Origin of the sequence: Gluconobacter frateurii (assembly GCF_002723955.1) — a bacterium.
GTDB classification, from domain to species: domain Bacteria; phylum Pseudomonadota; class Alphaproteobacteria; order Acetobacterales; family Acetobacteraceae; genus Gluconobacter; species Gluconobacter frateurii.
The window spans coordinates 852,982-877,800 of sequence record NZ_BEWN01000001.1; the positions used below are offsets into that span (position 1 = coordinate 852,982).

At 54.5% G+C, this 24,819-nt stretch carries 19 protein-coding genes; 9 read left to right on the forward strand and 10 right to left on the reverse strand.

What is annotated here, in order from left to right:
* Positions 1–50: 50 nt before the first annotated feature.
* The 5 genes from spt to GFR01_RS03975 form a co-directional block, all read right to left on the reverse strand.
* Positions 51–1,244, reverse strand: coding sequence for a serine palmitoyltransferase (gene spt / locus GFR01_RS03955; protein ID WP_099181334.1), 1,194 nt, complete (start codon positions 1,242–1,244; stop codon positions 51–53).
* Positions 1,241–1,495 carry an acyl carrier protein gene (locus GFR01_RS03960; protein WP_007282203.1) on the reverse strand — a complete coding sequence of 85 codons (255 nt, stop codon included), beginning with the start codon at positions 1,493–1,495 and terminating at the stop codon, positions 1,241–1,243. The genes spt and GFR01_RS03960 overlap by 4 nt, the downstream gene beginning before the upstream one ends.
* Before the next feature lie 103 nt (positions 1,496–1,598).
* Positions 1,599–3,407, reverse strand: a complete 1,809-nt coding sequence (locus GFR01_RS03965) for a fatty acyl-AMP ligase (protein WP_240283542.1) — start codon at positions 3,405–3,407, stop codon at positions 1,599–1,601.
* The gene (locus tag GFR01_RS03970; RefSeq protein WP_099181335.1) at positions 3,407–4,537 is read right to left on the reverse strand and encodes a hypothetical protein; all 1,131 of its coding nucleotides are present in this window, start codon (positions 4,535–4,537) and stop codon (positions 3,407–3,409) included. The genes GFR01_RS03965 and GFR01_RS03970 overlap by 1 nt, the downstream gene beginning before the upstream one ends.
* Before the next feature lie 2 nt (positions 4,538–4,539).
* Positions 4,540–5,844 (reverse strand): lipopolysaccharide biosynthesis protein, encoded by a 1,305-nt coding sequence (locus GFR01_RS03975; protein WP_244902138.1) that lies wholly within the window; start codon positions 5,842–5,844, stop codon positions 4,540–4,542.
* Positions 5,845–6,803: 959 nt separating this feature from the next.
* On the opposite strand from GFR01_RS03975, the gene GFR01_RS03980 reads away from it, so the two are divergent.
* Both GFR01_RS03980 and GFR01_RS03985 read left to right on the forward strand, forming a co-directional pair.
* Positions 6,804–7,940, forward strand: coding sequence for a glycosyltransferase family 4 protein (locus GFR01_RS03980; protein WP_167384193.1), 1,137 nt, complete (start codon positions 6,804–6,806; stop codon positions 7,938–7,940).
* Positions 7,940–9,352, forward strand: coding sequence for a glycosyltransferase (locus GFR01_RS03985; RefSeq protein ID WP_167384194.1), 1,413 nt, complete (start codon positions 7,940–7,942; stop codon positions 9,350–9,352). Before GFR01_RS03980 ends, GFR01_RS03985 begins: the two co-directional genes overlap by 1 nt.
* A 20-nt stretch (positions 9,353–9,372) precedes the next feature.
* On the opposite strand, the gene GFR01_RS03990 is transcribed toward GFR01_RS03985, so the two are convergent.
* From GFR01_RS03990 to GFR01_RS16100, 3 genes are all read right to left on the reverse strand, one after another.
* Positions 9,373–12,015, reverse strand: coding sequence for a TonB-dependent receptor (locus GFR01_RS03990; protein WP_099181339.1), 2,643 nt, complete (start codon positions 12,013–12,015; stop codon positions 9,373–9,375).
* 153 nt (positions 12,016–12,168) lie between these two features.
* Positions 12,169–12,744 carry an HD domain-containing protein gene (locus GFR01_RS03995; protein ID WP_099181340.1) on the reverse strand — a complete coding sequence of 192 codons (576 nt, stop codon included), beginning with the start codon at positions 12,742–12,744 and terminating at the stop codon, positions 12,169–12,171.
* A gap of 82 nt (positions 12,745–12,826) precedes the next feature.
* Positions 12,827–12,952: a hypothetical protein gene (locus tag GFR01_RS16100; protein ID WP_007282195.1), complete on the reverse strand. Its 126-nt coding sequence runs from the start codon at positions 12,950–12,952 to the stop codon at positions 12,827–12,829.
* A gap of 215 nt (positions 12,953–13,167) precedes the next feature.
* On the opposite strand from GFR01_RS16100, the gene GFR01_RS15680 reads away from it, so the two are divergent.
* From GFR01_RS15680 to GFR01_RS04005, 3 genes are all read left to right on the forward strand, one after another.
* Positions 13,168–13,317: a hypothetical protein gene (locus tag GFR01_RS15680; protein WP_167384195.1), complete on the forward strand. Its 150-nt coding sequence runs from the start codon at positions 13,168–13,170 to the stop codon at positions 13,315–13,317.
* A gap of 138 nt (positions 13,318–13,455) precedes the next feature.
* Positions 13,456–14,853, forward strand: a complete 1,398-nt coding sequence (gene cysG / locus GFR01_RS04000; RefSeq protein ID WP_373317585.1) for a siroheme synthase CysG — start codon at positions 13,456–13,458, stop codon at positions 14,851–14,853.
* A gap of 68 nt (positions 14,854–14,921) precedes the next feature.
* Positions 14,922–15,860 carry a glutaminase gene (locus tag GFR01_RS04005; protein WP_099181342.1) on the forward strand — a complete coding sequence of 313 codons (939 nt, stop codon included), beginning with the start codon at positions 14,922–14,924 and terminating at the stop codon, positions 15,858–15,860.
* Between the two features lie 526 nt (positions 15,861–16,386).
* Here the strand turns inward: GFR01_RS04005 and GFR01_RS04010 are convergent.
* Complete coding sequence (locus GFR01_RS04010) at positions 16,387–17,772, reverse strand: Nramp family divalent metal transporter (RefSeq protein WP_174694651.1); 1,386 nt, start codon at positions 17,770–17,772, stop codon at positions 16,387–16,389.
* A 144-nt stretch (positions 17,773–17,916) separates the two neighbouring features.
* On the opposite strand from GFR01_RS04010, the gene mntR reads away from it, so the two are divergent.
* Complete coding sequence (mntR, locus tag GFR01_RS04015) at positions 17,917–18,405, forward strand: manganese-binding transcriptional regulator MntR (RefSeq protein WP_099181344.1); 489 nt, start codon at positions 17,917–17,919, stop codon at positions 18,403–18,405.
* A gap of 924 nt (positions 18,406–19,329) precedes the next feature.
* On the opposite strand, the gene GFR01_RS04025 is transcribed toward mntR, so the two are convergent.
* Positions 19,330–20,148, reverse strand: coding sequence for a DeoR/GlpR family DNA-binding transcription regulator (locus tag GFR01_RS04025; RefSeq protein ID WP_099181345.1), 819 nt, complete (start codon positions 20,146–20,148; stop codon positions 19,330–19,332).
* A 273-nt stretch (positions 20,149–20,421) separates the two neighbouring features.
* Between GFR01_RS04025 and GFR01_RS04030 the strand changes: the two genes are divergently transcribed.
* The 3 genes from GFR01_RS04030 to GFR01_RS04040 are packed head-to-tail and all read left to right on the forward strand — an operon-like array spanning position 20,422 to position 24,707.
* Positions 20,422–22,014 carry an FGGY-family carbohydrate kinase gene (locus GFR01_RS04030; protein ID WP_099181346.1) on the forward strand — a complete coding sequence of 531 codons (1,593 nt, stop codon included), beginning with the start codon at positions 20,422–20,424 and terminating at the stop codon, positions 22,012–22,014.
* Positions 22,011–23,720, forward strand: a complete 1,710-nt coding sequence (locus GFR01_RS04035) for a glycerol-3-phosphate dehydrogenase/oxidase (protein ID WP_099181347.1) — start codon at positions 22,011–22,013, stop codon at positions 23,718–23,720. The genes GFR01_RS04030 and GFR01_RS04035 overlap by 4 nt, the downstream gene beginning before the upstream one ends.
* Before the next feature lie 3 nt (positions 23,721–23,723).
* Positions 23,724–24,707, forward strand: coding sequence for a beta/alpha barrel domain-containing protein (locus GFR01_RS04040; RefSeq protein WP_099181348.1), 984 nt, complete (start codon positions 23,724–23,726; stop codon positions 24,705–24,707).
* The last annotated feature ends 112 nt before the right edge of the window (positions 24,708–24,819 follow it).

Genomic DNA, 24,819 nt, shown 5'->3' on the forward strand with positions numbered 1-24,819 from the left:
AAAAGGACCTTCGAGAAGGTCCTTTTTTATGTTTGAAGATCCAGTTTTCTTCAGGCTTGGAAGTGTTCCGCTACTGCTTTGAAAACTGCTGTCGCCTTGTCAATTTCTTCTGCACTGTGAGCAGCCATGACGGAGCATCGCAGGAGCGGGCGGTTGTCAGGCGTCGCCGGTGGAAGAGACAGGTTCACATACACGCCGTTTTCCAGCAGAGCATTCCAGAAGCCAACAGCCTGCGGAATATTCTCAAGCGTAACAGCGACGACTGGAGAAACATGCTCACCGGTCTGGAGTCCGGCAGCCTTTAGGCCTGCGTGAAGACGGGCGGCATTTTCCTGCAACTTCACGCGCAGTTCCGGGCGCGCTTCCATGTCATCCAGAGCCGCAAGGGTCGCAGCGATAATTTCCGGGGGTAGGGACGCTGTGAACATGTAAGGGCGTGAGCATAGGCGCATCAGATCCACGCCGTCATGGTCCGTGACGCAGTAGCCACCAACTGTGCCAAGAGACTTGGAGAAGGTACCGACAATGAAGTCGATGCCATCTTCACAGCCCTGCATCTCTGCAACGCCGCGGCCATGTTCGCCCAGTACGCCGAAGGAATGCGCTTCGTCTGCCATCAGGTAAGCGCCGTGACGCGTCTTGATGTCCACGAACTTGTCCAGAGGGGCGACATTCCCCGTCATGGAGTAGATGCCTTCAGCGATGATCAGCTTTGCGCCAGGATGATCTTTCAGGCGTGCGAGACGCTTTTCCAGATCGACCGGATCATTGTGGCGGAAACGAATGACCTGCGCGCCGGACAGCTTGGCGCCATCATAGATGCTGGCATGACTGTCTGCATCGAGAAGCAGGACATCGTCCTTGTTCACGAGTGCAGAGATCGTGCCCAGGTTGGCTTGATATCCGGTGGAGAACACCATGCAGTGCTTGCGGCCAAAGAAGGACGCAAGACGCTTTTCAAGGCGCTGATGCAAACCGAACGTGCCGTTGGCAATCCGGGAGCCGGTTGTGCCGACGCCCATGGTGCGGGCTGTTTCAATAGCGGCTTCAGCCGCACGCGAAGACTGGCTCAGACCAAGATAGTTGTTGGTGCCGAACAGAAGCGTCTCTCGGCCTTCGATCAGCCCAACCGTCGCCGAAAGGGGGCGTTCGATCACAACCTCAAACGGGTTGCGCGGCGACACTGCGGTAAGCCCCTCGTAAGCTGTACGAAGCGCCGCGTGCTTGGCGAAGATATCGATCACGCCTGGCTGGCCTTGAGGGTGTGTAGGCATGCAGCCAGATCGTTGATGGTCCGGATGTCGGCCAGCTTGTCCAGCGGGACCGAGACATCCAGTTCGTCTTCAATTTCCATAACGAAATTCATGACTGCCAGGCTATCGAAAGCCAGATCTTCGACGATCTTGCTGTTGCCATTGATGTCCCGCGGAACTTTCGGGTTGGCGAGCAGTTTTTCGATGATCATGCCGGAGATGCCGGCGACGCTGTCAGTCATGAAATTGAACTCTCGGTCTCTGTATGCAGTTTTGGGGACGCTTTATGCGTCAAAGCACGTCAGTCCGCTACCCCTTCTGTGCAAGGGGGCGGACTGATGTTGTTCAGGCTGCTGAACTTGCAGCCTGTTCCAGGTCGAACTGACCCGAGAGCAGCATTGCCTTGGCGCGGGCACGCGTCAGCTTTCCAGAAGACGTCTGCGGAAGCGTACGAGGTGGAACCAGAACGACCCGGACATCCACGCCATGTTGACGACGGAAGAGGCTGGTGACTTCATCACGCAGGCTGTTGCGACTTTCTTCTTCGGTGGCGCGACACTGCACCAGAGCCACGATGCTCTCGCCGGTTTCCGTTTCAACTGAAAAAACAGCGACGTCGCGAGAGCGCAAAGTGCTTATTTCACTTTCGGCGGACCACTCAAGATCCTGAGGCCAGATATTGCGGCCATTGATGATGATCAGGTCCTTGGCACGGCCTGTGACCACGATCTGACCATTCAGGTGATAGCCAAGATCGCCTGTATTCAGCCAGCCATCAGCATCCAGAACAGCTTCTGTTTCTTCTGGACGACGGAAATAGCCGCACATCAGGCTGGGGCCCCGAACGAAAACGCAGCCGACATGACGATCGGGCTGGACCTTACCTGACGGGTCGCGCACCTCAATTTCATGTTCAGGCAGAGGCTCGCCGCACAGCACGAAGGTCCGAAGGGCATGAGACGGATCGTTGGAGGGCTGGGCGAGTCCATCCTTCTCGAGCGTCCGCAGGTCGATTGTATCTGTCTGGATCCCAGTGTTCAGCGGAGCGAAGCTGATGGCGAGCGTAGCTTCTGCCATGCCATAACTGGCAACAAAAGCGCGCGCATCGAACCCATTGGAGGCAAAGCGTTCAGCAAAGCCTTCAAGGATATGGTGGCGGATCATGTCACCGCCGATGCCAGCAATGCGCCAACACGAAAGATCCAGTTCGGCCTGACCGCTGCGGCGTGAGCAGAGCTCGTATCCGAACGACGGGCTGTAGGCGATCGTGCCACGGTTCCGCGAGATCAGGTCCAGCCAGACATGCGGGCGCCGGGCAAATTCACGCGTCGGCAGCAGATCGACCGTCAATTGGCATGTGAGTGGCGTCAGGAAAAACCCTACCAGTCCCATGTCATGATAAAGCGGGAGCCAGGACACACAGCGATCATCACGCGGGTCTTCTGCCGGATGAACCTTCAGGCCGTCCCGGGCAATGGCACGGGCATTGGCCATGCCGGCAGCCTGCGTCACGGAGACGCCCATCGGGAAGCGGGTGCTGCCTGATGAAAACTGCAGATAGGACAGGTCTTCAGGCCGGATGTCCGGCAAATCGACACTGGCCTCGGCATGGCGATGCAGGTCCGCAGGGGAGCCGCCGAAGATCAGGTCCAGACCGTCCACAATATCAGAAGTCCAGCTTCCGATCACATCCGGCACGACAACTGCGCGCGCGGCCGCTACCTGAATCATGCCACGAAGCGTGGACACATATCCTTCCTTGCCACCAAAGGCGACAGGAAGCGGAAGGGGGGCAGGAACCAGACCGGCATACTGACAGCCGAAGAAGATGCGGGCGAAATCGCCATCGCTTTCCGCAACAATCGCGACCCGGTCCCCAGGAGCCAGTCCAAGGCCCAGAAGGCGTCGGGCCATCGAGATCGCCTGTTCGCGCAGGACGCGGTAGGGCAGAGCTTCCAGAAGCTGTCCACGTCCGGAGTAGATGTTGAATCCACTCTCGCCCTGGGCTGCGTAATCAAGCGCTGCGGCGAAGCTCGGGAAATCTCCGTACCGTCTGACCAGACCGGAGCGGCTTGGCGTCGGAGCGGGATGGGCGATGGGGTTCTGGTTGTCCTCGGTCAAACCTAGACTAGCTCCATTAGGGTCGCCGGACATCAGGCGGCTTTCTGTAAAAAATCGACAATGGCATCCGCGGCAGCGGGGGCCGTAGGCTGTTCGCCTAGAGTTTCGAATGTCTCTAGTACATATTGGCGCTGAATCTCAAGGAAACGTGAGTGTGTCTCAAACGCCTTAACAATTTCGTCAGCTGGATGGGCGATATTATCCGTAACAGGCCCAAGCGTCCATGACTGATAATTCGGGTTGTTCTGCCAGTCTGCTTCATGAGCATTCAGAAACAGGCAGGGCCGGGGTTTTATCATGAATTCTGCAACCTGACTGCTAACGTCCCCGAGATAGAGATCTGCACCCATGGTATAGGTCATATCGATACTGCGTTGACTTCCAGGGTCAACGATAAGGTGCGGAACACTTTCATAATCACGTTTGAGGGCTTCTCCCTCATCACGATTATTGTCAAAGAGACGAAAGTGCGGCGCGAAGATCACATTGTACTGGTCTTGCCGGGCAAAGAAGTCCAGCAGGTCGCGGCCCATAGCCTTCCAGGAAGAAAATTTCTGCACAAAGTGTGGATTGTACAGAACGGTCGGACGATTGTTGCTGAAGAGTGGCTGTCTGCGGGCATGCATTCGCCGAACCAGATCAAACTTTGCATATGTTCCGCGATGGTAGAAGCCCGGGCGGATAATACCGTTCTTCAACATGCGGTCTTCGACCTTCCGGCCCGGTACAAGCAGGTAATCAAATTTCCGCAGATGCTGTGCAAAGCCGATGGCGCGATCACCTGCGCCATGACCCGTCCAGATCATGCGGGGTGTACGCACGCCCATGTTGCGAAGCTGTAGAGAGGTTGCTTCAGGGACGATAATTGCTTCGAAGCCTCGGAAATACCGGCGTGAAAAGAAAAGGCCCAGGAGTCTGTCCAGTACACGGAGGCCCTGAGCTTCGATGCGGTGGCGCAGGTTTTCCGAAATGGGAAGAAGATCAAACTGAACGCGTGATTCCGGATAGAGCGTTGCCAGTGACCGCGCCAGTTCGAGGTGGCTGCTAGTCAGGCAAGCGACATGTACGGAAATTTCAGGATGCCGTGCGGACATTTCGAGCGCAATCGGCAGAGCGTGCAGCGTCTGATGGCGCTGTGCAATCAGAGGAAAGACGACTTTCATAGTCAGTTTGCCGTCCGCAATGTAGGGGTTCGAAGGACAAGGAAAAGCTGCAGACCAATCAGGAGTGTGACGCCCAGAAGAGTCATTGGGCCAACGCCGTCCAGTCCGTAGCGACGAACAACCAGCACGAGCCCGGGAAAGAACACGAGGCAGTCCAAAAGGCGGACTGACGTTGCTGCCCCGGAGCGGTTGGTTGTGAAGAGAAGAGGCTCCAGCGGTAGGCCCCAGACCGCCACCACCTCCGCGGCGAGCAGCCACAGGATGACGGGAAGCGTCTGCACGGCTCCGCTGTTACCAATATAGAGCTGAAGAAGGGGTTTTCCAGCCAGGAGGGTTGCAATCAGCAGACAGGTGCCAATGCAGCCCGCTGCTAGTGCCACCTGTAAGGTAAGACGATACAGGCGTGTCATGGCATGATCACGCCACAGGCGGGCCATTTCCGGATAGACTGTTGTCTGGATAATGGACGCTGGTTTGGCGATGCCGGACGCAATCTGGCTGGCAATGCGGCAATAACCCGCACTGGCTGGGCCCACATAAGCGCCCACGACCAAAGTGCCGATATGGTTGAAGGTCAGAGCCAGAGCTGAATTGAGGTTGGTAGCAAGAGCGAAGCGGCGGATACCGGGATGGGTTTTAAAGAACGTTCCGCTGGAAAGATCCGGGAGAAGGCCCCACAGCTCCCTGGGAAGGCCCCGGATCAGGTTTCGTCGCATCAGTTCTCGCAAGGCCATGATGCTCAGCGTTGCCCAGGCAGCAACTTCAGCCAGAATCCAGACGGTTGCAAGCGCCATGACAGATGGGCCGGTGAAGGCAAGGGCTGCCGTACCGATCACACGAACAATCGTAGCCACCACGCCCTGAATGGAAATCAGATCATAGCGGTTGAAAACGCTGAGGAGCCCCGTTGGCGTTGCGGAGGCCATGAAGAGGATCGAGACGCAGAAGACGACGCCAATCACATGGATTTCCGGTGGCCATCCCAGGAGCGTCATGCCGGACAGGCTGATGGCAATACCGCCTGCGCACCCTAGTAGGCCTCCAATGCCGTCCAGAAGGAAGCTGAACGCAACAATACGCTGAAATCCGGAACAATCCCCGCTGGTCAGTGGGTGCAGCCCATATTTCAAGACGGTCTGCCAGGATTGAAAATCCACAAGGTCACTCATTGTCCGGGCGAACGCGTACATCATGGCTATTAACCCGAACCCGTGACTGCCAAGCAGATGGGTGGCCATCCAGATGTGAACCAGGCTGAGTGGAGCGTTAATGACGCGACCGCCCAGAAGGAGGCTCACATTTTTCATGACACGCCGGCCGCCGACCGCTTTCTGGGGCTGTAAAGACGGTGTTGCGTCCGACATCAGGGTGTGGAAACTTTCATCGCTGTCAGATCGTTGTCATGTATCGGCCTCAGAAATAGGCTTTTAGGTGAAAATCAAAACTCACATTTTATGACCGAACGTTGCACATCGGCGAAGGTCGTGTGGTTTTTATGGTAAAGTCATTGATTGGAATTGAAAAAATTCTCAAAAACTAGCTATCAGGCGTGGTGGGCTTTTGCGGATTTTGTTTGCGAAGTTGCAAACTTTGAAAACAGGGGTTGCTCTTCCAATGTGCCAAAAAGGAGTTGGCATACAAACGCATTTTTCTGAATTGAAGAACAACGTCGAAAGAAATAGCGGCCTTGAGTCGTGTGAGAGAAAATTTCTTCCCGAAAATATATCAAAATATTTCTAAACCGCTGAACAGGCTGCTGCATCGACTGTCCAAGGCGTATTGTATTCTTGCAGAGCGTGTTTCATACCACCTGCTGAGCGGGTTAAAAAACCGTTAAAATAGACGATCGGGCACTTGTCTGAAAGCAGGGAGACGCATGGCGGCATATACCATCTGGATTGATATGGAGGATATCTTCCAGTACGCGGCACACAATCGCAGACCGAGCGGTATACAGCGCCAGGTATATGAAATTCTTCAGGTCTTGCAGGGATGTATTTCTCGCCCGGAAGATGTTCGTATTGGATATGTTCGCAAGGGGGCTGATGGCGATCCTGCCTGTATTGTTTCCGCTCAAGATGTCGAAAATCTTTTTGCATCGCTGGCAGACGACGAAATAGCATCCGTTTCGGGCCTTTCGCGAAAAACCCCGTCTTCTAAACAGGCGCGCAGAAAAAACTTTTCTTTACAGTCTGTAAACGCGAAAGCGGTGGCGTTCAGGCAATTTAATTCCCTACGTCACGCTTTGATCAGGAAGTTCGAGCAGATGCCCGAGCCTGTGGGGCGACCGTTACTGCGGGCAGGAACGCTCCAGATGCGTGTCCTGCGGATGATACGGGATTTGAGAAACCAGTCGGCTGTCAGGCACTCTGCATCTGGGGAAAATGTGCCCGTTCGGATACCTCAGTCAGGCAGAGGATCTTCGGCTCCGCTGCCGCGCCCTCACGGAATGAAGCCGGATGATATTTTTCTTGTTATGGGGGCTGCATGGGCAGATGCAGCTTTTGGTGAGCGCCTTCGTGCGGTGCGCAAGAGCTATGGTATGAAACCGGTACTGCTGATTTACGATCTTATTCCGCTGACATGTCCGGAGTGGTTCCCACCTCAGGTGGTATCAACGTTTTCTGCATGGCTGGAGAACGTTATTCCGCAATGCAGTGATATCATGGTGATCAGCCATGCAACAAAGAAAGATGTTCAAGACTTTCTCGTCCAACGCAGCCTGCATCTGAATCAGGCGCCATGGGTTGTTCCCATGGGTGGGGGTTTTGGGGATATGAGCGTTGCAACCAGCGGTCCCGATGCCCCCGGACTGCCTCCTGCCAAAAGTTACGTCTTGTTTGTCTCCACGCTTGAGGCCCGTAAAAACCATATTCTGATGTTTCAGGTCTGGGCGCGGTTGCTTCGCGAGAAGGCTTATACGGATGTGCCAACACTGGTCTTCGCGGGCCGTCCGGCGTCCATGGTGGAAGACCTGATGCAGCAGATGGAAAATACGGACTATCTGGATGGAAAAGTTCGTCTGATACGCGAGCCAAGCGACGAAGAACTGCGATGCCTTTACAAAAACTGTCTCTTTACAGTGTTCCCTTCGCTCTACGAGGGCTGGGGCTTACCGGTGACGGAAAGTCTTTTGTTCGGCCGACCCTGTGTGGCGTCCAACGTGACATCCATTCCTGAGGCGGGTGGCGATTTTGCGCGTTATTTCGATCCGTATGACTTCGAGACTGTATATGACACCATTTGCCGGACAATCGAGGATCGTGAGGGTTTGAAAGCCTGGGAAGATCAGATCCGTAAGAATTTTCGGCCCACACCATGGTCCGACACTGCCAAGGCTATTCTGCAATCCTGCGAGGTGGCTCACCAGTCGTCCCAGCCGACGTTGCGGAGGGCCGGCTGATGAGCAGGATCTGGATTGATATCGACGTACTGTTTTCCCGTTCATCAGTAGAAATTTGTCCGCCGAGCGTTCTGCGCGTTGTGCTGGAGATCTGCCAGGCCCTGCAGGTGAGCGCGTCAACTCAGGTTGGTTTTGTACGCCGGAAAGGTGGCCCGCAAAACTGGGTGTGCGTGGACTGGTCGGACGTGCAGGATCTGCCTGCTGTGACCCGTTACCGGGCTGGTGCTCTTCATCTGACCGGGCGACAGGTTAGCACAACTAAGCCTTCGAAAATCTCGGAAGGTGCGTCCTTTACGCAGACCAACGGTGTAGCCGATGTTCTGAAAACACAGCTTCAGGTTCTTCGGGCCGGGTCAGGATGGTTTGGAGCGGCCGCACGATACAGCCTGCAGCGATGGCAGGATAATCGTGCCCGTCGGACAGCTTTATCAAAAACGGCTCATGTTCCAGTCAGACGGCACCGCGCATCCGTTCTCAGCGGCTCCTCACTCAGGGAGGTGGTACGTCCGGGAGATCTCTTTCTTGCTCTTGGGTCCACATGGGAGCGAGAGGACTATCCCCAGACGGTACGTTGGCTTCGGGACGTGCTGCGTGTTCGTTTCGGTCTCTTTGTTCATGATTTGCTGCCTGTTTACCGTCAGGAGTGGTTTTTAAAGAATAAGACCTCTCGGTATAAAACATGGCATCAGACAATTCTGCCATTGGTGGATCAGGTTTTTGTCGATGGGGTCGACGCCGCATCCGAGGTGACCACATATCTGGCGCAGATCAGTCGTCCGCTTTTGCAGCCAATCGTGACTGTTCCTTTGGGAACTGCACCTACCTCGACTGATGCTCATCTGCCCGTGCAGGAAAGAGGGGAAATTGGAGTTGAAGGGGAGTATGTTCTCTGTGTGGCCACGCTTGAACCCCGCAAGAACCACGAATTGCTACTGCGGGTATGGCGTCGTCTGCTTCAGGTCATGCCTGCTACAACTATTCCAAAGCTGATTTTGGTGGGGGAGGTTGGATGGCTGGTGAGTGATCTCATGCAGCAGCTTGAAAACTCGGACTGGCTGAACGGGTATGTGCAGCTCGTCAGTGCGCCATCCGATGCGCAGTTGGAACATCTCTATCGCAACTGCCTTTTCACCGTGGCTCCATCTCTTGCTGGAGGCGTCAGCCTGCCCGTCCTGGAGAGCCTCCATTATGGTAAGCCCTGTCTGGCCTCGCATGCGCTGGCAGGAAACGTGAGCGATCAGGGGTTAGTGAAACATTTTGATCCGTTGAACCTGCATGACGCATTGCGTGTTATCCGGAATGCTATTGAAGATCGCCATAATTTGAAGCAGTGGGCAAAAGAGATTGAGAACCGCTTCAAGCCCGTTTCATGGCGTCAGTCTGTGGAAACCATTCTCCGTCACACAGTTTGAAAGCGAGGTCTTTTCCAGCGTCACAGTGTTTTGCGCAGGGAAAGGCCAACCGTACGGCCTATCGGATCCATGAAAGCGGGTTGATAGCCAGCAGGTGTAACGCCCATACCATTATGCACGTGGATACGCGTGTTCGAGATATTATCCAGCGACAGCATGATGCGAAAGTTTTTCGCCCAGTTCCGGTTCTGCCAATGTGGCATATCTCCCAGTGTCACGAAGACAGAGACATCGAGTGTTGCGAGACTGCTGAAATACAGGCTCCCCGCCGAGGTGCTTCCGAGCGTCGTCGTGCCGGACTGCCATTTTCCATCCAGCCGCACGCCAAAGCCATTCCTGTAAGCGCCTGCCTGCAGTTCAACTTCGTGTTTCGGTTTTCCACCCAGCCCTCCAATGGTGCCGCCATTCAGCAGATCAATGGCAGGCAAGCCGGAGCGTAGCCTGACGGTATCATTGAGGCGCCAGACCTGCGTCAAAACAACGTAGTACCGCCCTTGAGTGCCACTACCGGCATGTCTTTTATGATCCGACGCCGCATGGTCGTCTCCAAAGGGGCGCGAAAGCGAGAAGGTAGTATTCCACTCGGTCCGTTTCTCGTTCTCGGCATTCACAGGACGCAGGTCTACTGTTTCGAGGACGCCGGTTGCGTTGCGCTGGTAGTTATCGGGAAACGCCTCCTGGAGAGCTGCCGTGGCGGTCGGGAGTGAAAGAGCGGGATGATGTGTGTTGTCATGCACATAATTGAGGTGCAGGCGCGATCCGTTCAGAAAAGGCGGGGAGAGAATGGCGCCCAAACTGAGTTCATGACGATCCGCGGAGCGCAGATTGCGGTTGCCACCGGAAATGGTTGTGACCTGCACGGACTCACCGCGTACATAATCATAGGTCGTGACGTTTGGTGTCTCGATGGTGGGAGCGACGAGAGATGAGGCTGCTGGAGCCTCTGTTTGTTGTAGAGCTGAGAAGGGAAGCTGAATCCAGCTTGTCGGGGACCACGTGACACCGCCGCCAAGAGTGCCGAGTGTCCCAAAATGGGAGACCTGACTCACTGCGCCATTTACGTTGGCATCAAGTTTTCCCATAAACGACAGGACGTGCTGCTTGCTATTGGCGATCGGAAGGTCCCCGTTGATCCGCAGGGTCCCTATATCCCGGCTGATCGAAGAACGGGACGTGACCCCGCTGATGGACGATGCTGCGTTCTGTTTGCTGAGTGTTCCAGTTGCGGCGATGCTTGTTGAAGCATCTCCCGCGGGGAGAGAAAATACCGGCCCTGACAGCAGGCCGCTGATCTGACCCTGATTGCTGGTCGTGCGACCATGATTGACCAGTCTACTGTTGAGCCATGACGATGAAATGGTGGACCATGGATCGAAAGACAGGTCTCCGGTGTCCAGAGCCGTTTGGGCCGTTGTCAGGGAGAGGCCAGTCTGGCTCTGTGTCACTGTTCGGGCGTAGTCGTAGCTGCCTTTTCCATTCCATTTCCAGCTTCCGAGATCGCCGTTGAAATTCAGACCTACATGGCCTGTCTCGGTGTGACCCGTTTGCTGGAGAGGGCGGATGTTGCTGAAACCTCGGTAAAGTAGAACATCCTGAGAGAAGGGCGAATAGGGATTTCCGGCTGGTATCGTGACTATGCCCCGCGCTGGGCCTTGAAGACTGATCTGATCCTGATGGTCAAAGCTCAGGTTGATGGAACTTGTGACGTTTTCGGTCAGATGGTCGGCGTAGACCCCGTTCAGGGAGAGCTCATGTTTGCGCGGTTGCAGGGTATAAGCAGAAGCATTTGTGCTGCTGGTCAGTGAATTTGCGGATTGCAGAATATCGGTGAGGGTAGCGGCCTGCCCATAGGGAAGTGAGGGGCTACCCGCTGTCGTAACGGTCTGACCAGCAAGGTCGTCGAGTGCGGGATCAAGGCTGCTGCCATCAGCCGTGGCAAGGTTTCCCTGAGTGGAATAAAGCGAACTGGCTGCGGGAGGAGCAACACCCCGTTGACTGTCTCGCAGCCACGCACTTGCCGTATAGCGCGCGCTGAGATTGATGCGCCGGTCGTCATGCAGTTTGGTGAAGCTGAGTGCGAGGGCACCATTTTCGCCGCCACCATCCGTCGAGGTCTCACCATATGCGCGGGCGCGAACGGCGCGAAACTGCTTGACCGTGATGATGTTTACGACGCGCTGGTCTGCTGCGTAGCCGTAGCGTAGAGCTTCTTCTTCCGTAAAGATTTCTACGCGGGATATGGCTTCGAATGGCAGGTCATTAACTTCTTGGAGACCGGAAATTCGTTTGCCGTTCAACAAGACAACCGGAGCATTTCCTGTGGCGCCCCGGCCTGAGCGTGTCTCCGGGGAGATGGTGGTGAGTAGGTCAGTAACAGTATCAACCCCGTAAGAACGGATTTCGTCTGCTCCGATCCGCATGAGCGGCTTAGGCGCGCCAATGACCGTTCCCTCAGATTTGTGACCCGTTACAACAATCCGCTCAGTCGTGGAGGGGGTTTCTGTCTGCGCGCTGCTTGCAGGGGGTGGTGTAAATGAAGCGGTGTCAGCCTGTGCCAAGGCAGTGCCGCAGGAAAGGGCGGCTCCGAGACCGTAATATGAAAGTGTCCGTATGACGAACCGAGACGACGTGGCGGCAAGATGGCCATGAGTGAGGCTATTCATTGTCGACCCGCTGATCTCCGCGAAAATAGCCTTTGGTCCTGCTGAGAGAAAAGTCAGGCCAAGCTTCGTATTCCGAAAGGCGTATTGAAACAGGCCTGTTCTGACGGATACGTTCTGTTTTGTCGAGCAACACGGCAGCAGAAAATAGTCTCCTCAGAAGGAGATTTTTTCTGCGTTCCGTAAGGTTTCCTGATCGATCACATCTCTTATGGCGCGGGTAAGCGTAGAGTGGTCCGTGTAACGGCGCCCATAGGTCAGGTTGAACTGGTGATCAAAATCCGGGGGATTAACGCCCGTATTGTGTTGCCAGATGGTCTCGATCTTGTCGAAAGCCTTGGCCATTCTGGCTTCAGGGGTAGACGCGTTTTCGTACTCATCCCAGAGCTCAAGGAATTCGGTCCTCAGATCGTCAGGCAGGGGAGCCATGACCGTCAGAAGATCTTCGCGCTCCTGTTTGGATTTATTGAGCGACGCTTCAATCGAGATTGCCGGAACATCTCCATGAATGGCTTCGCCAAGGTCATGCAGGATGCAGATTTTTAGCAGCCGCAGCAGGTCAATGCCTTCAAGATAGTCTGCAAAGGTGATGACCAGCAGACAAAGGCCCCATGTATGCTCTGCTGTGCTTTCCGGTTGGCCATCCTGCGTAAATGATCGTCGGAGCACGTCTTTTAATTTCGAGGCTTCACGAAGGAAATCGAGACGTCTTTCAATCTCGGTGATGGTCATTCAGTCAGTTCCGGTCGTTGGACAGCATGCTTCGAAGAGCCGGTCGTCAAAAAATCATGGGAGATCGACGTGCTTTCTCGCGTTACATGACCAGCGCATACAGGATGAGATAGCCGATGAGGACCAGTGTCGCCAGAATGCCCAGAAGAACCGGAAAACCAATTCCATTCTGGAGGGATTTAAAAGCTTTGACGAGGAACTGGGCCATGGCGCACTCCGGGTAACAGTGCACAGGTGACGTCTTGGGCACTTGGCCGAACTATAGGACAAATCATCTGAAAAGATAACGTCTCTTTCAGAAAAGGCCGACTGGTATAATGGCCTCCGCGGGCATAGGACGCTTATTCGGTATGAAAATTTTGCCTGAATGAGGCCATATTGCCGGAATAGCGTTCTCTGAATTCTGAAAAAAGGAAATGTGTGATGAAGCGTTTTGCGACACTGTTTCTAGGGTTTGGTCTGATGCTGCCACTGATGGCTTGTTACGGTCCTCACGGACATGACTGGCATCATCACCATGATCGTCGTGGTGGCCCGTATATGGGCGGCGGCGGTGGGTACAGCCATCGCTAAAGGCGATTTTTTCATCTGAAGAGTATGGTCTCTCTGTCCATGGGCGTGTGACCGGCTTTGCCTGTCAGGAACTGGCGTGTAGTGAGTAGGAAGGTGTTCCTTTCCGGAACTGTTTTCTGAAAGCGTATGGATACAGAGATGCCCGCATCCGGGGTTGAGACAGGCTGGTTTCCCATTTCCCTTCGTCTGGAAGGTGCACGTGTTCTGGTTGTTGGCGGCGGCGAGGTTGCCGTCAACAAGGGGCGACTTCTGCTCGATCATGGTGCAAGGATCGAGATTGTTGCTGAGGCCTTGAACGGTATTGTTCAGGAATGGGTGGATGAAGGCCTAGCGCGACATGTTGGCGGTCGGGTCGATGACGCGATGCTCAGGCAGGTCATGCCGGGCTGTCGTCTTGTCTATGCTGCGACGGATGACAGGGCCGTTAACCGGGTGGTTGCCACGCTCGCAGACAGCCTGAACATTCCCGTCTGTGCGGTTGACGACCCGGAGCCTTCAACGTTCATAACGCCTGCCCAGGTGCGGCGGGGAGTGGTTCGGGTGGCTATTTCTACGGCCGGGGGAGCGCCTGTTCTGGCTCGTCGTCTGCGGGAGCAGATTGAGAGCTGGATGCCAGAAGGTACAGGGCGGCTCGCAGCCTACATGCAGTCCCGGCGGCCGCGTGTCTCAGAAAAATATCCTGCGGTTCAGGATCGCAAAAGAATCTGGGAAGACTTTCTGGATGGCGCGGGCGCTGAAGCGGCGCTTTCCGGCGATGAGGTTCGGGCAGATCGGACCCTTGATCAACTTCTGACAGAGCAGAAAAAGGCCGGAGAAGTCTGGCTCGTGGGCGGTGGCCCCGGTGATCCGGATCTTCTTACGCTTAAGGCGCTGCATTTCATGCAGAATGCTGATGTCGTACTATATGACAATCTTCTGCCCAAGGTTCTTCTGGAGCGTGTGCGCCGGGATGCTGAACTGATCTTCGTTGGAAAACAGCGTGACCGTCATGCCATGCCGCAATCCGCGATCAATGCCGAGATGGTGCGGCATGCGAAAGCGGGCCAGCGCGTTCTACGCCTCAAAGGTGGAGATCCATTCATTTTCGGGCGTGGCGGGGAGGAAATCGAGTCTCTTGTTGAGGCAGGCGTTTCTTTTCGTGTCGTGCCGGGAATTACCGCCGCAAGCGGGTGCGCATCTTATGCCGGGATACCGCTGACCCACAGAGACTGTGCGCAGGCCTGTCTTTTCGTGACGGGACATGCGCGTGCGGATGGCGTTCTGGATCTGCCATGGGATGATATGGCTGACCGACGCCAGACAGTTGTAATCTACATGGGAATATCGACGCTGCCCGAGCTTATGGCAGGGCTCATGAAAAATGGTCTTCCGCAGGACTGGCCAGTTGCGATTGTGGAGCGTGGAACTCAGCCAGCTCAGCGTGTTCTGACAGGAACGCTGGCTACAATCGCTGAAGAGGCTGCTGCGGCCAAAGTCTCATCGCCGGCGCTGGTCATTGTTGGCGAAGTCGTCAACCATCGTGTGATTTCGCCATAAGAGCTAATTTAAACGGTGTTCCTTTGTAGAAAATGTAGGAGGTAACGCCTGATCCGGAGAAGTATTCCATGACGTCACTGACGGCTATCATCTCGGAAATCGCAGATGAAATGCGGGCCGAAACGGACCGAGGACAGGTGGCAAACTATATCCCGCCCCTGGCCTCTGTTGATCTAGGGCGGTTTGGGATGGCGATTATTGACGCGGAAGGCGCCAGCCATACTGTTGGTGATGCCGAAGAGCCATTTTCCGTTCAGAGTGTTTCCAAGGTTTTTGGCCTGACTCTTGCCCTGAATGCCGTAGATGCAGGCTTGTGGAGCCGTGTGCGCCAGGAACCGTCTGGCAGTGCTTTCAATTCCATTATCCAGCTTGAAAATGAGAATGGAATTCCCAGAAATCCGTTCATCAACGCGGGTGCTATTGTGGTCTCGGATATTCTGGTTTCGCATTATGGCTTGGAGGGTGCTCAGAATGAGCTCCTGGGTCTTCTACGTCCGTTGAGCGCTGATCCGGATACCATTCTGATTGATCGTGAGGTTGCCACTCAGGAAGAAGAAACGGGGTTCCGCAACAAGGCCCTCGCGAATTACATGCGAACCTTCGGGAATATTCACAATGCCGTCGATGAGACGCTTGCATTTTATTTTCATCAGTGCGCTCTGACCATGAGTTGCCTTCAACTCGCGGAAGTCGGAACTTACCTGATGACCGGCGGGATTAACCCCCGCACGGGAGAGCGGGTTATTTCAACCCGGAATGCACAAACGGTTCTCGCTCTCATGATGATGTGCGGTCATTATGATGGTTCAGGGTCTTTCGCCATTCGCGTGGGGCTTCCTGGAAAGTCTGGTGTTGGCGGTGGTATTCTTGCGGTTACGCCGGGAGTAGCGTCTGTGGCAGTCTGGTCACCTGGCCTGAACACGCAAGGCAATTCCCTGCTTGGAACCCGTGCGCTCGAGCGGCTTGTCCAGCACACAGGCTGGAATGTCTTTCGCGCCAGTCGATGAGAAGAAATAGCAATACATTATTAAATTAATACAATAATTATATTCCGCTATAAATTGAATATTTTCCCATATTTGGTATTCTGGAGCGAATACCTATGAAATGGCATTGCGGAGAGCTGCATATGTCCTTTCCTTTCACTAAGCGTATTCTCGTTCCTGTTTTTGTATTGCCAGGGCTGACGTGTGTTGCTGCCGGTGCGGAAGTTCCTGACTGATGCCATTCATGCGACAGGTGAGACCTGTATGTTCTCCACAGACATGCATTTCGCCATAAATGTCTTGGATTACGCCGGGCATTCGCCGCATGGCTTGGCTGAATAACGCATTTTGGCCATGCGGTGTGACTTGAATCTGGCCGTGGGCGATGCCGTGAGATACTGCGCCCAGCTTGGGGAAAGCGCTCACGGCTTTGGTCCAGGGTGACCTATAACAGCTACTTTCTCTTAGGTGTGTGGCGCTTTTCCATTTTTGAATATTGAGATGCAATCGCCACGAAAATAAAGAATCCGTCAGATAAGGGCCGGTCTTATCCAGCCAGCGTGTCATAGAGGAGTTTGAAATTCAGGATGAGGATCAACCCGGCCACGCCCCAGGAAAGAGCGGTCATAACGGGAGAGATCGTGAATTCTCCCATTTTGCGACGGTCGGATACGAACATCACAAGAGGGATGACGGCAAAGGGAAGCTGAAGCGAAAGAATGACCTGACTGGCCAGCAGGAGGGTGCCGACACCATGGCCGCCATAGATCACTGTCACGATAGCAACGGGAATGATTGCCAGACCCCGTGTCAGGAGGCGTCGGGCCCAGTGCGGAATATGTAGCCGCAGGAAGCCTTCCATAATGATTTGCCCGGCAAGGGTGCCGGTAACAGTCGAGTTGGTTCCTGCGGCAAGGAGGGCAAGGGCAAATAGTGTGGAGGCAATCCCTAAGCCAAGAATGGGAGACAGCAGCCGATAAGCATCCTCGATTTCTGCAACGTTTTGATGGCCTGTTTCATGAAATGCGGCTGCTGCTACGATCAGGATGGCGGCGTTGATGAACAGGGCTAGCATGAGGGCGATCGTGCTGTCCCAGGTTGACCAGCGAATTGCCTCGCGCCTTCCTGCAGGCGTGCGGTCATAAGCCCGGGTCTGGACGATGGAAGAATGCAGATACAGGTTATGTGGCATGACGGTCGCGCCGATGATGCCAATCGCAATGTAAAGCATTCCAGGTGTCGTAACGATCTGAGAGGTGGGAACCAGCCCTTTCAGAACACCGGCGACAGGGGGGGCCGCGGCAACAAGCTGAACACCGAAGCAAATGGCGATGATGGACAGAAGTCCGATGACAAAGGCTTCCAGATATCGGAAACCTTGTCCCATAAGAAGTAGAACGATAAATGCATCGAGGATCGAGAGGATGGCCCCTCCCAACAATGGCAGGCCAAATAGCAATTGTAAGGCCACCGCCGTCCCAATGACCTCTGCAAGGTCGCAGGCAATGATGGCCAGTTCGCAGGCCAGCCATAAGACAATATTGATTGCCGGATGAAATTGATCGCGGCATGCTTGCGCAAGATCACGACCGGTAGCAATGCCCAGGCGGGCAGAGAGTGCCTGCAGCAGGATTGCCATCAGGTTGGAAAGCATGATGATACAGAGCAGGCTATAACCGTATTGGGCCCCTCCCTGAAGATCCGTGGCCCAGTTACCAGGGTCCATATAGCCTACTGAAACCATGTACCCGGGGCCGACGAAGGCCAGAAAACGCTTCAGCCAGGACGTCTTCCCATCAGGGACATGAATGCTGGAAAAAACCTCCGGCAGGGAGGGGCGTGTCTCGTCCTCTTCACGTGAAAAACGCCATGCCGCAGTTTTGTGAGGCAGATCGCATGAGGACGTTTCAGGTGGGATGGAGTTTTCTGGCATCAGAATGCCATTCAAACGTAAATCTTTAAATTATGCAATATGCTATATTGATGAGATACTTCTCAATTTTTCAAAAGCTGGAGTTAAATGAAAGAATGTTTTATTCCCTTGTGAATAATTGATGACGAAGTTGGTTGGCAAACAGTGGAACGCAAAAAAAGCAGTCAGAAAGCTCTTTTGGACATGGAAACTCATTCAGAAGGATTCCGTGCCAACCGGGCTGCCCGACAGAAAGTGCTTGTTGAGGATTATGTCGAGTTAATTTCCGATCTTTTGTCCGAAGGGCAGGAAGCTCGTCAGGTCGATATTGCCGGACGGCTGGGCGTGTCTCAGCCAACGGTTGCCAAGATGCTTGCTCGGCTCTCAGCGGAAGGGCTTGTGACCCAAAAACCCTACAGGGGAGTGTTCTTGACGGATGCTGGGCAGGCCATGGCCAATAAAGCCCGGCATCGTCATGGAATTGTAGAGGCTTTTCTTCTTGCGCTGGGCGTCAGTGAAGAGAATGCTCGCATTGATGCTGAAGGTATAGAGCATTACGTTGGGGCAGAAACGCTTGCCACGTTCGAACGCGCTCTTAATCAGGGCTTGGCAAAATTCATGAGGATTTCGCCACCAACAGGGATTGAAAGCTAATGGCTAATCCCTAGTTCTTGACCGTTCGAGACGCTCTGCATGTCGCAGCAAACCGGCATACTGAGCATACGACAGTGATGGATGGGTCATCATTAAAGATGCAGCCCTCTGAGCGCTCCATTGCATAGCCTTTTGGTGCCGGGTTGGTCCGAAAGGCATCAACGATTTGGCTCATCCAGGCAGTGAGGCGTTCAGGAACATGTTCCTGATTATTTAACCACCATTCAATATCGTCTTGATGGCGATCGATTTGAACAGCGAGTTCGGCGGGTGTCCAGCGTGTGACACTCAGGAAATCGTTTAATGTTATGCCAGCCATTTCAGCATCTCCGGTGTGTCGAGGAAGACGGAGAACTACGGGTACGCTGGCTGATCGGTAATCGTCAATATATCGTTAATATCATTGTGGACACAAATGATACCAATTGAAACTTCCATTCCGTTTTTGGCCATATTTCCACAAAAATGGAGGTTTTCGTAGGATACCTACCGCCCGTATTGAGATGGCGGTTATTCTAGGAAGAGGGGAGTAGGAGTGCAGAAATCGGGACAGTCTGCCCAAGAAATAATTTATAACTAAAATACATAGTTAAAATAGATAACTTTTTTGTGTGGACGTGTGGGATACATAAAAAGATGCTTCGCGAAGGGTGTAGAGCGGTGAGATCGCTTTGCTCCAGATAGTGTTCGTAGCTGATTCTGGCCAGTCAGTGTTTCCGCAAATGATATGCGTGATAACGGCGATATTTTACGAATTTTCAGGTTTGGTTGCGCTGTGTCATTACCAATGAAACGTTTTAAATAGTGTTTTTTAGAATTTTAAAGCCGGAGTATCAGTCAATCATGGCTGCATTTGCGTTTGACAATGCAGCGAAACATGAACGTTCCGGGAAACTCGATTTCGAAATTTCCCGGAATCAGAAATCAACCGCAGGTTTCTATATTGATTCCATCCTGGATCAGAGACTTCCGAATGGATGGTTTGAGCTGAGAGTCCGTCAGGACAAGATCGAACTCGTTTAGGGAGGCGAGCCGATGTAGGCCGCCTTTTCGGAATTTCGTGCTATCTACAAGTAGGACCGTTTGATCCGAGATTTGCATCAGCGCCTGCTTCACTTTCACGACGTCCTGATCGTTTTGGAAAGCGGTCTCGTTATGGATGATCGATGTTGAGAGAAACATCGTATTGGCGCGCAGCGATTTGGCCGCCTGTTCACATACAAGACCGAAAAAAGCGTTGCGCGGTTGATTATAATCGCCCCCAAGGCAGATGAGTTTGAGGTTAGGGTAAGGGGAAAGGGCCTGAATAACTCCGACGGCGTTAGTAATAATTGTCAGGGGAGCGAGAGCCGGCAGAAGCGGAAGCATCGCTGCAACCGTTGTCGAGTCATCCAGTACCAGAATCTGTTCCGGTGTGATCATCGAGATGGCTCGATGGATGATCGACTCTTTTAGATCAGGTGCACGGGACTTTCGGAAATTGACAGTTTTCTGCGTTACGACGCGGTTTTTAAGAACAATGCTGCCATGAAGTTTGTCGATCAGACCCTGGGCGGCGAGGGCATGTGCATCCCGGTGGATGGTCATGCGGCTGACGCCAAACCGTTCGGACAGGGTCTCGATCGTGGCGCTTCCTGTTTCCAGAAGAACGTCAAGAATCTGTTGCTGCCTGGCGCTATTGTCCCGACGTTTGCTGAGAAGGACACCAGGAGAGGCAGTTGTCACGCCCGAACCATCAGTCATCTGTCAAAAAGATCCTTGTCCATCGGGAAGGCCGTTTCGCGGCAAAGGGACTTCTACATACCAGCGCTGACGAGATTTGTAATGTTCGGATGTGCAGTTTGATGAGGTTTTCGGTGGAAATATCACACACGCAGCTCTGTGGGATAGAAAGTGATATTTATCACATTGACGGCGATATAATAACACTTATATCACCTGATAATAACATTTTTGGTGTTATCGGCTGATCATTCCGTGAAGGCCGATGGCGAGATAACGTCCGGAGGGCCTGTGATGCGCCAGGATTTCACAATCGGGATCGACTGTGGTTCCACCACGACGAAGGCCGTTGTCTTTTCGAGAACGGGTGAGATCGTAGGGTTGGGCCGTCGGAGGGTTCCTCAACATATGAACGAGCCGCGCCACGTCGAACGCGATATGCATGAAGCATGGCGCGCAGTTATTGAGGCTGTCAGAGAGGCGCTTGAGAGCTCGGGCGTTGATCCCCGAGCCATTGCCGGCGTGGGCGTGACGGCACACGGTGATGGACTTTTTGTTCTTGACCGCTCAAGTGAGCCGCTAGGGCGTGGGATCATGTCGCTCGACAGTCGCGCAGCGGAATTGCACGAGGAATGGAAGCAGGAGGGGTGTCTTGAGAAGATTGTTCCGATTGCGGGGCAGCGGCCTTATCCCTATTCGGCCAACACGCTTCTTGCGTGGATGAAGCGTCACCAGCCTGAACGGTATGGCGCGATTGGGACGGTTTTTTTCGCCAAGGACTGGATCCGGCTGTGTTTGACTGGCGAAATTGCTACGGATCTGACGGAAGCCAGTACGTCGTTCACGGACCTGTACACGCAGGACTATAGCGACAGCATCCTTGATGTTCTTGATATCAGAGAGATCAGGAATGCGCTGCCACAGATGCGCCTTTCCTGTGATCGGGGCGGCGCGATTACGCGTGATGCTGCGGTTGCGACGGGACTTCTTGAAGGCACGCCAGTTTCGGTGGGCCTGCATGATGTGACGGCTGCGGCGGTGGGGCTCGGTTATACGCAACCGGGCGATCTCTCCATTACCGCGGGCACTTTTTCCATCAACGAGATTTTCCGGAGCGGTCCGGTCATTGGAGACGGATGGGCCTGCCGTGCCGGATATCGTCGCGGGTTGTGGAATTGCATGGCTATTTCGCCTGCGTCCTCCAGCAATCTCGAATGGCTGGCGCGCCTGCTGCTTCCAGAAGAAAAGGAAGCGGCTCAAATTCTGGCGGGAGAAGTTGACGCCAGGTTGGGTCGGTCCCGTGCGGAGCGTGCGGTTCCACTCTATCACCCCTTCCTGTTCGGGTCCCCTTACGAGGCTCCGGCCAGTGCGTCCCTTTTCGGGGTACAGTCATGGCATGACCGGGCCGATCTGTTTCAGGCCATGATCGAAGGCACGATCTTCAATCATCGGGAGCATGTCGAGACCCTTCGTCTGACGGGTGCTGTTCGTCGCCTTGGCGTGTCGGGGGGAGGGAGCGGTCAACCGTCCATTGCCCAGATGTTCGCGGACATTCTTAATATGCCGGTGGAAATTTCCACCGTTCGGGAAGCCGGTGCGCTGGGAGCGGCACTGACAGCCAGTGTGGCCGTTGGTCTCCATGACAGTCTCGAAGACGGTGTTGCGGCACAGGATATTCCCATGACTGTCTATCAGCCCGAGCCAGCCCGGACCCGGGTCTATGAGGGCATTTACCAGCGTTACGTTGCGCTCACGCAGGCCATGAAGCCGTTCTGGTCAGGCCTGTATGAAGGGGCAGCGGAAGGGCGGGCAATCGAGGCGAGTAATCAGGCGCCGGTCCCAAATTTTATTGTCGCGGCTGAAATGACGCAGGAGATCAGGCCATGAAATCCATTTCCGTTGTTTCGGACAACACTGAATTTGATGTCGTCATCATTGGCGCTGGCATCAATGGCGCAGGGTTGTTCCGCGAACTGGCGTTACAGGGCGTCAGGACGCTCATTCTGGATCGGAGCGACATCTGCACGGGCGCGTCCTGCGCACCCTCCCGTCTGATCCATGGGGGCATTAAATATCTGGAGACAGGCGAGTTCAAACTTGTGGCGCAATCCACGCTTGAGCGTAACCTGCTTCTCAGGAATGCACCGCATGTGGTGCGTCCACTGCCGACGGTCCTGCCGATCCGCACATGGTTTGGAGGCATTGTTCCGTCTTTCCGCCGCTTCCTGAATCTGGGGGGCAAGATGACGGATCGGGGCGCGCTTGTTCTGGAAGCGGGGCTACAGATCTACGATTTCCTGGGGCGTCGTGCCCGGGTCATGCCACGGCATTCTTTGTTCCTGAACCGTCGTACGCGCCGCGAATGGCCGCATATGGCGAAAGATGTTGTGGCGACGGCTCAGTACTATGATGCTGCCATCACGCAGCCTGAGCGGCTTGGCTATGAGTGTGTGCAGGACGGGCTTGAAACGGCTCCGAATTGTGAAGCCCTGACCTACACTGCGCCTGTTTCGCTGCAGAATGGTCATCTTGTACTGCGTGATGTGCTGACGGGTGAAACGCGTACCGTGAAGGCCCGTGTCATCGTCAATGCCGGCGGCGCATGGATTGATCAGATCAATGCAGTTCTTGGTCTCCCAACGAAGTATATTGGAGGCACCAAAGGCTCCCATTTGCTTCTGAAGCACGATGACCTGATTCGGGAACTGAAGGGGCGGATGGTCTATTTCGGCACGCCGGACGGGCGTATCTGCCTAGCCTATCCGTTCTTCGGTAATGTACTTGTGGGGTCTACGGACCTACGGATTGAAGACCCGGACAAAGCCGTCTGCACGGATGAAGAGCAGGACTACATGCTCCGTATGCTGGCGGATCTGTTCCCCGGTTTTCATATTGCCAAGGAACAGGTCGTCTACCGATACAGCGGTGTGCGACCTTTGCCGGCCACGAATGCGGCAGATCCGGGGGCTATCAGCCGAGATCACATCACCCACGAAGACAACCTTGCAGGAACGCCTCTGCTCTCTCTCGTCGGAGGGAAGTGGACGACATTCCGAGGGCTGGGTGAAGAAGTAGCAGATCGTATTCTGACGTTGCTAGATTATCCCAGAAGTACGTCCACGAAAGAACTGGCCATTGGCGGAGGGCGTAGTTTTCCATCTGTGGAGCAGCACACGGCCTATCTGGACAGGTTGGCCATCTCCTGCGGAATACCGCGCCCCCGGGCTGCTGATCTACTGGATCGATATGGAACGCTTGCGCGGAAAATTGCCGCGTTCTGTCAGGAAGAGGCGGACGCGCCGCTGCGCACGCTGCCTTCATACACGCGTCGTGAGTTGGCGTTTATTGCCAGAAATGAGCTGGTGCGCCGACTGTCGGATGTTCTGTACCGGCGCACACCTATTGCATTGAGCGGACGTATGACACCGGACGTGGTGCAGGACGTCGCTCGTGTCGTTGGGGAAGAACTGGGCTGGAGCGAGCAGGATATTGTTCGTGAAGCTCAGGCTGCCTGGAAGGAAGGGCGTGAGCGCCACAACCTTCGGGGTGAATTCCCTCTCTCGTCTGAACCCCACGAAATTCTGAAGGCTTGAGCCATGAACCGTTACGAAGAAAAAATTGCACGCATGGTGGCCGGCAAGGACACGCGCTACGACTTTATTCTGGCAGACGCCAAGGACTCAGATATGGCCGCGGGTATCAGCGCCATGGGGCGCCGTCGCAATCCTCGGCCGGGCCAGTCTGCGTTTCGGACCAGACCGGAATATCTGTCTGAAATCCAGTCCATTATCCGTCAGGATATTGTGGACATCATGCTGACGTCTGCTTCCATTCTGGAAGACCTGCTGGAGCGGGACGCATTTGATGGAACGAAGGTGCAGACGGCTATTCGTGCAAACGATACGACCGATCTCTGGCGCGGGCGGGGCAGCGATTATCGGTCCCAGAAGTCAGTCCCATTTCGCTCAGCCTCCCTTGAACGTGCCCAGACGGGTCTTGGTCTGTATTCCATGACGTTCAATGGTGATGTCGAGCAGGATACGTTGGCTCTGGAAGAATTCGCCCGCTTCCGTGAAGAAGCCCAGATCCATCGGTTCTCGTATTTCCTGGAAGTTTTCAATCCTAATGAAAGTCGGATCGCGTCCAAGGATTATGGACTGTTCCTCAATGATATGATCACCCGTTGTCTTGCCGGACTACGAAAAGAGGAAAAGCCTGTTTTCCTGAAGGTTCCGTTCAATGGAGGGGAGGCGCTCAGTGAGCTCTGCCATTATGATCCGGCTGTTATTGTCGGGATCATGGGTGGCGGCAGTGGAACAACGCGCGATTGTCTTGAGCTGGTGCATCAGGCTCAGGGCAGCGGCGCGCGTGCTGCCCTGTTTGGTCGTAAGATCGTGGATGCTGATGATCCGCTGCTTCTGATTGAAGCCATGCGCCGTGTGACGGATGGTGATCTGTCACCGAATGAGGCAACGCATTTCTATCATGACGGGCTGAGCCGGAAAGGCATTACGATGCTGCGTCCGGCCGAATCTGATAGTCTGGTGACGGAAAGCGTGCTGCTGGAACAGGCCGCCTGATCTTATAAAGATCCTTACATTCCAAGCTCTTCGCGTCTGTATGAGCATTCTCCGCGTTGATCAGGCGCGGAGAGTTGACTGGAAAATATCATTCATTTCGGAACTTCCTGTG